Here is a 7,445-nt window from a genome sequence, read left to right on the forward strand (position 1 = left end):
GCTCCCGTTTCGCAGGGCCGGGCGCCGTAGAAGAGTGTGGCCGTGCACCCGCCGTTGTCCCGTGACCACGAGCGCTTCCCGTGCGTTGGGCTCCGGCCAGGCACCCTCGCGGCACACGCCATTGCCCGCTTACCGCTGCTTCCTTCCGGACCTGACGGAGTTCACAGGGTGACGTTGCGCAAGACCTGGCCTTCAACACCCCCGTTGCGGGGCATTCTCACGATCGCGGTCCGCGGGCGGGGATTCAGCCCCGCTGAAGCGGATTGCGGGTACAGGGCACCGCTGGCTCCCCGCCTAGCACGGCCACGCCGGGCAGTATAGATGGCGGTACCGAGACGAGCATCCGCCGACTTCCCTTTCGGGCATTGACAGGTCGATCGCGCCCCTCCACCGTCGAAGAGTCGAGCAATCGAGGTATCCATGCCAGGTCGAGCGGCTCGCGTAGAAATCGGATTGATCTCAGCCTTGCTGTTGGTCGCAGGCTGCACAAACCGGAGCCCCACGCCGGGTGCCCGGGCCACTGGCTCACCCTCGACAGCTCCAACGATAGAGACGCCCGATCCGATCCCTTCGCCCACCGAGCCATGTCAGCCCAACCCCCTAAGGAAGCTCGTGCCCCCGTGGCGCGCCCTCAAGACGCCAGCGCTCGTCCCGCGAGCAAGTCACGTCTCGGCCTGGACGGGGAAGGAGCTCGTCGTCTGGGGCGGCGTGGGGTTCGCATGCCTCGGGCACGATGGGCTTCCGATGGCCGACGGTGCAGCGTACGACCCGAAGAAAGGAAGCTGGCGGAAGCTCGCAGCATCGCCGCTCGTCGGCCGGACAGGGGCCGCGTTCGCGTGGACAGGGGACGCACTCATCGTGTGGGGAGGCCGTGGCGGAACGACGAACTTCTCTCCACGTGCCAACGGTGCCGCGTATGAACCCGGCGAGGACCGATGGAGCGCCCTTCCTGCCGGGCCGCTCGCTGCTCGTTGGGGTCCTTCGGCGGTTTGGACCGGGCGGGAGGTGCTGTTCTGGGGGGGAGCCAACGACGGAAGCAATGACGACGTCCGGTTCAAGGACGGCGCTGCGTACAGCCCCGCGGCTCGCAAGTGGCGGATCCTGAGCACCGCACCGATCAGCGCGCGCAGCGGTCACGGCGCGATCTGGACGGGAACGGAGATGATCGTATGGGGTGGTGTGAGCGGGTCGCCCACGGATGGCTCTTTCAGGAAAGACGGCGCCGCCTACGATCCGCGAACCGACCGCTGGCGGAAGCTCGCAGTGGCCCCGATCAACGGCCGTTGGAACCATCAGCTCGTCTGGACCGGCTCGGAGATGATCGTGTCCGGGGGCTATCCAGGGTCGGATCGCTTCGAAACGCGAGACGCCGCCTACGACCCGGCGTCGGATCAGTGGCGCTTGCTGGCGAAGTCCCGGCTTTCGGTCCGGTTCGGCCATCAGGCCACGTGGACCGGCACCGACATCCTCCTCACCGGAGGACACGGCGGCCAGGACAATCCGCCGTTGACGAGCGACGCCCGCTACGACGTGGCGAAGGATCAATGGAGTTCCCTGTCGCCTTCGCACTGCCTTGCAGGCGGCGGGCATTCGGCAACCTGGACGGGCGCGGACCTGATCATTTTCGGCTGCGGCATCGAGGCCGCGGTCTCGCTTCCGTTGGCGGCCGCAATCCGACCGTAGACGAAACCTCGACGCCGAATGCTCGAGCTGGCGGAGGAGGTGGGATTTGAACCCACGGGACCCTTGCGAGCCCACGCGCTCTCCAGGCGCGCCGATTCGGCCGCTCTCGCACTCCTCCGGCGGGAGATTCTACGGGGCGACCGAGCGATCCATGGCGGAGAGGGTGGGATTTGAACCCACGAGACCCCTTCCGGGGTCTAGCGCTTTTCGAGAACGCCCGATTCGGCCACTCTCGCACCTCTCCGAGCGGGGATTATAGCGACCGGCCGGGATCCCTCTTGCTCTGGAAAAAGGCTGTGAGGATCGCGCCGCACTCGTCGGCGAGCACGCCGGACACGACGTCGAGGCGATGATTGAGCCGCTCGTCTTGCACGATGTTGTAGATCGACCCCGTGGCGCCGGCCTTCGGATCGGCCGCTCCGTAGACGAGGCTAGCAACGCGAGCGAGGACCATCGCGCCGGCGCACATCGGACACGGCTCGAGCGTGACATAAACGGTCGCGCCCTCCAGTCGCCAGCTGCCGAGCTTCGCTGCGGCGTCGCGCAGAGCGAGCAGCTCCGCGTGCGCGGTCGGATCGGTGTCGCGCTCACGGGAGTTGTGCGCGCGGGCGAGCTCTTCGCCAGCGGCGGAAACCACGATGCAGCCGATCGGGACGTCGTCGTGATCGAGTGCGCGCCGGGCTTCATCGAGGGCCGACCGCATCCAGACCTCGGGTCCGGTCATGACGCCGGCCCTCGCGGCCTCAGCATGAACCGCCAAACCAGGAGCCCTGCAGCCACCAGGCCTGCTCCGGCGCCGACAAGGAGCCAAGGAAGGCGGGCGCTCGCAGGCAAAGGCTCGGCGGCTATGGGTGATCGGGTCTCGGAGGAAGTCGGGGTCGGGGTCGGAGTCGGAGTCGGAGTCGAGGTCGGAGTGGGAGTTGGGGTCGGCGTCTTCGTGGGAGTCGGCTTCGGGGTGGGCTTGGGGGTCGTCTGCACGGGGGCGGGAGCAGGCGCGGCGGGGACGTAGGCTCGCACGACCTTCGTCGGCGTCGTGTAGTAGAGGCCGTCGGGGCCCATCGTCATGCCGACCACGCCTTGGTTCGGGCGGATGAAGATCGTGTCGCTGGACGCGCCGGTCCGGCTCGCCGTCAGCTTGACCCGGTGGATCGTTTGCTGGCCGTACGTTCCGAAGAAGAGGTTGCCGCGGTAGGCCTTGGGGAGCGCGCTGCCGCCGAACGCCATCATGGTCGGCACGACGATGTTCTGATAGTTGAGGACCGGATCGCGGTAGCCGCCGCTCCCGTCGGAGCCGGTGACCTTCGGCCAGCCGTAGTTGCCGCCCTTCACGATCAGGTTGACCTCGTCGTCCTCACTAGGTCCGTTCTCGGTGACCCAGATGCGGCCGCCGGTCGGGTCGACCGTCATTCCGAAGGGGTTACGCAGCCCGTAGGCGAACGTCGGCTCGCCGGAGAACGGGTTGTCGGACGGGATCGAGCCGTCGGCATTGAGTCGGTACACCTTGCCGCCGAGCACGGTCGGGTCCTGGGCCTTGTTGGAGTCGTGCTCCTCGCCGTTGGACACGTAGAGCTTGCCGTCCGCCCCGAACGCGAGGCTGCCGCCGTGGTGGTACTGACTGGCCGGCATCGCATCGAACACGATCTGACGCTGTACGGTCTTGTCGCCGGACGCCCTGAAGCGCTCGACGCGGTCGAACATCTGGCCGTCGCTCGTGTACGTGTAGAAGACGTAGACCCACGGCTGACCCGTCTCAAAGCTGGGATGGAGCGCCAGGCCGAGCAGTCCGCCTTCGCCCGACGTGGTCGTGTTAACGATCGCGAATGGTTGGCTCAGCAGCTTGCCATTCTTGATGATCCGGATCCGGCCCTCCCGCTCGTTCACGAACAGGAGCGTCCCCGAGGGCGTGAACTGCATGCCGACGGGGAAATCGAGCGACGCGACGGTCTTGAGCTTGAAGTCGGGGTCGGCGACCGTCTGCGCCTCAGCGTCTATCGGCAGGAGCGATGCAACCCCCAGCGCTGCGAGCGCGATCGCGGCGAAGAGGCGGCGGACTGCTCCCACGGCTCCCGCCAGTATCCCGCGCATCCGCGGCGCACGCTCGCGGGAGGAAAGGCAGGAGCCCGGCCGGCGCCGGGCTCCTGGGGGATGTCTCCTACGCGGCTGTTCTGCGTGCCAGTGCCCGGATGGTGGCGAGGGCAAGCAAGCCGGCAACGATGTAGACCGGCACGCCGACGATCACCTGCAACAAACCCTCCGTGAGCGTCGAATGGGGATGCGCGCCCGCCATGCGCGCGCCAACCTCCGGGTCGTGGCCGAAGATCCGTACCGCGGCCTTGCCGAGGGGCGCCGTGCGGCCGACGAGCGTGTCGTGGAACAGCGGACCGGGGCCGGTCGCGACGCCGAACATCACGCCCACGACGAGCACGTAAGTGACGGCCTTGACCTTTCGGCCGGCGAGCCGCATCTGATCGAGGGCCCACAGAGCCGCCGGGAGGATGAAGAACAGCGCCGGCGTGAGCGCCACGAAGCCGAGCGACGAGTCGAAGAACCAGTGGTACCAGTCGTTGATCGGCGGACCGGCCTCGCCGCGGTAGATCGCGTGGAACCAGAACATCGCTCCTCCGCCGCCGTAGGCGAGGAAGACCGCGGTGATGATCAGCGCGAGCCAGCCGAGCGGCCGCGAGTAGAACGAGCGGATCCCGGCGATCGCGGCGCGGGGCGTGGAGGACATCCGCTCCTTCGCCAAGGTCGCGTTCATTGGGCGCTCCTCGTGTCGACGATGTACACGGAAGCCGGCGCGTGCTGCACGACCGCGTTCGGGACGCTGCCGAGGAACCAGCGGCGCTTGCCGTGGGTGCCCCGGTTGCCGACGACGATGACGTCGACGGTCTCTTCCTCGGCTACGTCGCAGATCGTTTCGGCGGGGTCACCGGATTCGACCCGGCCACGTACCTTGACCTCGCTGAAGCGCTCCCGGATCGCGGTCATGTACGCGTCGGCGTCGGGCATGTGCGACGGGTCGAAGACCTCCCGTGCGTCGAGCGGTGGACGAACGTAGAGCACGAGCAACTCCGCATCCTGCGCCGCGGCAAGGCGAGCAGCGGCCTCGACCGCGAGGTCGGCGGAGCCGGACGCGTCGGTTCCGACCAGGATCTTCTGCATCTCCGTCCTCCTTCATCGAGGTACCCCTCGACGCTAGGACGGACGGATCGCGGTTCCCATCCTGCCCCCACCACTTCGCGGGGTCGGTCGCCGAACGTGGCCGGGAGGTGCTAGCACCACGTCGGCCCATCAGTAAGGCCCGTCGCAGCAGGAGTCACGCCAGCCGCAGCCGGGGCATCGGTAATGGGCATGCTCGGGCTGCATCGGCAAGCCGCAGTTCCAGCAGATCGTGGACAAGTCGCAGGTGGAGGCGGACTCGAGGGACGTCTGTGCGGACTCGGGGTCCATACGCGGAGCCTACCTCCGCGGAAGCCGTCAACGTGTGAGCGAGATCACCAGCGCCGCTTGCGCCACGTGGTAGCTCGCCATGATCAGCGGGCGCGCCCACTTGAAGGGCCGGACGAAGCGGTCCCACGCGATCATCGCGTCGGAGGCGAAGAAGATCGCAGCCCCGACGATGGCGAACGCCTCGGCGGTGCCGGCTGCCAGGACGACCATGATCGAGATCACCATCATGTAGACGGCGACGGGTGCCGCGATCGCCGGAGCATCGCTCGCGCGCGCCGCGGTGATGATCCGCCGCCCGAGGGTGGCCGCGGCCATCACGACAACGGCGCCCGCGATCAACGTTGGGCCCCCCGTCCGCGGCTCGAGCAGGAAGCCTCCGATGTACGCGATATGGCCGAGCAGGAAGGAGCCGAGCCCGGCGACGAACAGGTCACGCGGAAGCATCAGGAAAACGTCACCGGCGAGCGAAAGGACGAGCGCCGCTACGAACAGCGCGCGCTGCGCGTCGCGCTCGGGGTCCAGGATCGCCGCGGCGGCGATGAGGGGAATCATGGTCGCCGGCTTGAGCACGTATTCGGCGCGCTTGGATCCAACGGAGGGAGACACCGCGATCCAATCGGCGAGCGCGAGCGCTCCCGCGACGGCGATACAGAGCCAGGCCGCGGTCGTCACCCGGCGCCGTCGCTCTGCCGCCGCCTCCGCAGGAGGAAGCGAGTGAGGATGAGCACGGCCAGGAGACCCAGAGCTATGAGACCGAACCGTGACAGTAAACGCTCGACGCGGTCGAGGTTGCTCCCGAACACGTAGCCGACGGCGGCGATACCGCCGGCCCACACGATGATGGCGGGAACGTCGACGGCGAGGAACCGGCCGAACGGCATCTTCGCTACGCCGGCCACGAACGGGATGAACGAGCCGGCCGCGGTCGCGAAGCGGCCGATGAACACGGTCTTGCGGCCCTGCGTGCGGAAGTACTCCTCGGCCGCATGGAGCTTGGGGGAGAGACGGCGGACGAGGGGCAGCCGCGATATGAGGCCGACGCCGTACCTCCGGCCGAGCCAGTAACCCACCGACTCGCCCACGATCGCCGCCAGCGTCGCGGTCGCGATCACCCATGGGAGGGATAGTTCGTTCCGGGCTGCGTAGATGCCGCCCAGTGCCAGGACCACGTCACCGGGGATGATCAAGCCGATGAAGATGGATCGTTCGAGGACCACGGCTCCCGCCACGATCCAGTAGCCCGCGACCTGGAATACAGGCCCGACGCGATTGACGATCTCCTCGAGCAACCCATCCTCCTTCACGCCGGCGGGCCGATCGAAGGGTAGCCGAACCGAAACGCTCGTTTCCGTCACGAAGCCACACGAGTCGGAACTTTGGGATCGGGTCGGGCGTCTGAGCGATCAGGAGAATCCGCTCCGGGGAGAGGAGGAGTCGGCATGAGATCTCGACGTTCGCTCACGGCCTTCGCCGTGTTCGCGGCCGTCATGCTCCAGGTGGCAAGCGTTTCGGCGGCCTCACCGTCGAACGACACCATCGGAGGGGCGACGGCGATCGGGGCGATCCCATTCACGCAGACGATCGACACGTCTGAAGCCACGACGGACGCGCAGGACGCAGCGCTCAACGAGCTTTGCGGCGCGCCGGCCACGGACGCGAGCGTCTGGTACTCGTTGCAGGGAACCGGTTCGGACGTCTTCATCGACGTTTCAAGCTCCAACTACAGCGCAGGGGTTCTGGTCGGATCGGGGACGCCCGGCGCCCTCGAGCTCGTCGCGTGCGGGCCGGGCGCTATCGCGTTCACCGCCGAAGCCGGGGTCTCGTACTTCATCCTCGCCATCGACGACGAGTTCGACGGTGGGGGCAACGGCGGCCAGCTGACGATCAGCCTCACTCCCCCGCCGCCGCCGCCCGTCATCAGCGTCACCGTCGACAAGTCGGGAACGGTGGACACCGATACCGGTTTTGCGACCGTCGGAGGGACCGTGACGTGCTCCGGAGAGGGCGTTGAGTTCGCGGGTGTCGACGGCACGCTGAAGCAGGCGAGCCGGACCCACGCGCGGAAAACCGACGGATTCTTCTTCACCGAGGTGCCGTGTGACGGAGGAACGCACCCGTGGACGGCCGAGGTTCGTCCGAACGGCGCCGACTTCGCGCCGGGCACGGCCTCGCTCAACGTCAACGCCTTCGCTTGCAACTTCTTCAGTTGCGGCGAGGACCATCTGACGCGCCAGAGGGTCATCCTGACGGCCGCCTAAGGGCGGGGTAGTGGGGGGGGGGGGGGGGGGGGGGGGGGGGGGGGGGGGGGGGGG

8 protein-coding genes, 2 tRNA genes and 1 other RNA gene are annotated in these 7,445 nt (G+C 67.9%); 2 read left to right on the forward strand and 9 right to left on the reverse strand.

The features are described 5' to 3' along the window. Positions 1-40: 40 nt before the first annotated feature. Positions 41-303, reverse strand: an RNA gene (gene ffs / locus WEB06_00960) — signal recognition particle sRNA large type. A gap of 441 nt (positions 304-744) precedes the next feature. Between ffs and WEB06_00965 the strand changes: the two genes are divergently transcribed. Beyond that, positions 745-1,683 carry a hypothetical protein gene (locus WEB06_00965; protein ID MEX2554185.1) on the forward strand — a complete coding sequence of 313 codons (939 nt, stop codon included), beginning with the start codon at positions 745-747 and terminating at the stop codon, positions 1,681-1,683. A gap of 28 nt (positions 1,684-1,711) precedes the next feature. On the opposite strand, the gene WEB06_00970 is transcribed toward WEB06_00965, so the two are convergent. From WEB06_00970 to WEB06_01005, 8 genes are all read right to left on the reverse strand, one after another. Continuing rightward, positions 1,712-1,801, reverse strand: a tRNA-Ser gene (locus WEB06_00970). Between the two features lie 34 nt (positions 1,802-1,835). Next, a tRNA-Ser gene (locus tag WEB06_00975) sits at positions 1,836-1,927 on the reverse strand. A gap of 9 nt (positions 1,928-1,936) precedes the next feature. After that, positions 1,937-2,407: a tRNA adenosine(34) deaminase TadA gene (gene tadA, locus WEB06_00980; GenBank protein ID MEX2554186.1), complete on the reverse strand. Its 471-nt coding sequence runs from the start codon at positions 2,405-2,407 to the stop codon at positions 1,937-1,939. After that, a complete protein-coding gene (locus tag WEB06_00985) occupies positions 2,404-3,768 on the reverse strand; it encodes a PQQ-dependent sugar dehydrogenase (GenBank protein MEX2554187.1) in 1,365 nt (454 codons plus the stop codon). The genes tadA and WEB06_00985 overlap by 4 nt, the downstream gene beginning before the upstream one ends. Positions 3,769-3,835: 67 nt before the next feature. Beyond that, entirely contained in the window at positions 3,836-4,441 is a 606-nt protein-coding gene (locus tag WEB06_00990) for a hypothetical protein (protein ID MEX2554188.1), read from the reverse strand. Further along, the gene (locus tag WEB06_00995; GenBank protein MEX2554189.1) at positions 4,438-4,845 is read right to left on the reverse strand and encodes a universal stress protein; all 408 of its coding nucleotides are present in this window, start codon (positions 4,843-4,845) and stop codon (positions 4,438-4,440) included. The genes WEB06_00990 and WEB06_00995 overlap by 4 nt, the downstream gene beginning before the upstream one ends. 315 nt (positions 4,846-5,160) lie before the next feature. Then, positions 5,161-5,805, reverse strand: a complete 645-nt coding sequence (locus tag WEB06_01000; protein MEX2554190.1) for a lysoplasmalogenase — start codon at positions 5,803-5,805, stop codon at positions 5,161-5,163. After that, positions 5,802-6,422, reverse strand: coding sequence for a DedA family protein (locus WEB06_01005; protein MEX2554191.1), 621 nt, complete (start codon positions 6,420-6,422; stop codon positions 5,802-5,804). Before WEB06_01005 ends, WEB06_01000 begins: the two co-directional genes overlap by 4 nt. A gap of 150 nt (positions 6,423-6,572) precedes the next feature. Here WEB06_01005 and WEB06_01010 point away from each other — a divergent pair, with 150 nt between their 5' ends. After that, entirely contained in the window at positions 6,573-7,391 is an 819-nt protein-coding gene (locus WEB06_01010) for a DUF6299 family protein (GenBank protein ID MEX2554192.1), read from the forward strand. Positions 7,392-7,445: the final 54 nt, after the last annotated feature.

The sequence above is a fragment of the Actinomycetota bacterium genome (assembly GCA_040905475.1).
Classification (GTDB): Bacteria; Actinomycetota; AC-67; order AC-67; family AC-67; genus DATFGK01.

What these genes read in the sequence shown, in the direction of transcription:
- WEB06_00965 (MEX2554185.1), top strand. Translation starts at nt 745, where the DNA reads ATGGCCGACGGTGCAGCGTACGACCCGAAGAAAGGAAGCTGGCGGAAG.
- tadA (MEX2554186.1), bottom strand. Translation starts at nt 2,407, where the DNA reads ATGACCGGACCCGAGGTCTGGATGCGGTCGGCCCTCGATGAAGCCCGG.
- WEB06_00985 (MEX2554187.1), bottom strand. Translation starts at nt 3,768, where the DNA reads ATGCGCGGGATACTGGCGGGAGCCGTGGGAGCAGTCCGCCGCCTCTTC.
- WEB06_00990 (MEX2554188.1), bottom strand. Translation starts at nt 4,441, where the DNA reads ATGAACGCGACCTTGGCGAAGGAGCGGATGTCCTCCACGCCCCGCGCC.
- WEB06_00995 (MEX2554189.1), bottom strand. Translation starts at nt 4,845, where the DNA reads ATGCAGAAGATCCTGGTCGGAACCGACGCGTCCGGCTCCGCCGACCTC.
- WEB06_01010 (MEX2554192.1), top strand. Translation starts at nt 6,573, where the DNA reads ATGAGATCTCGACGTTCGCTCACGGCCTTCGCCGTGTTCGCGGCCGTC.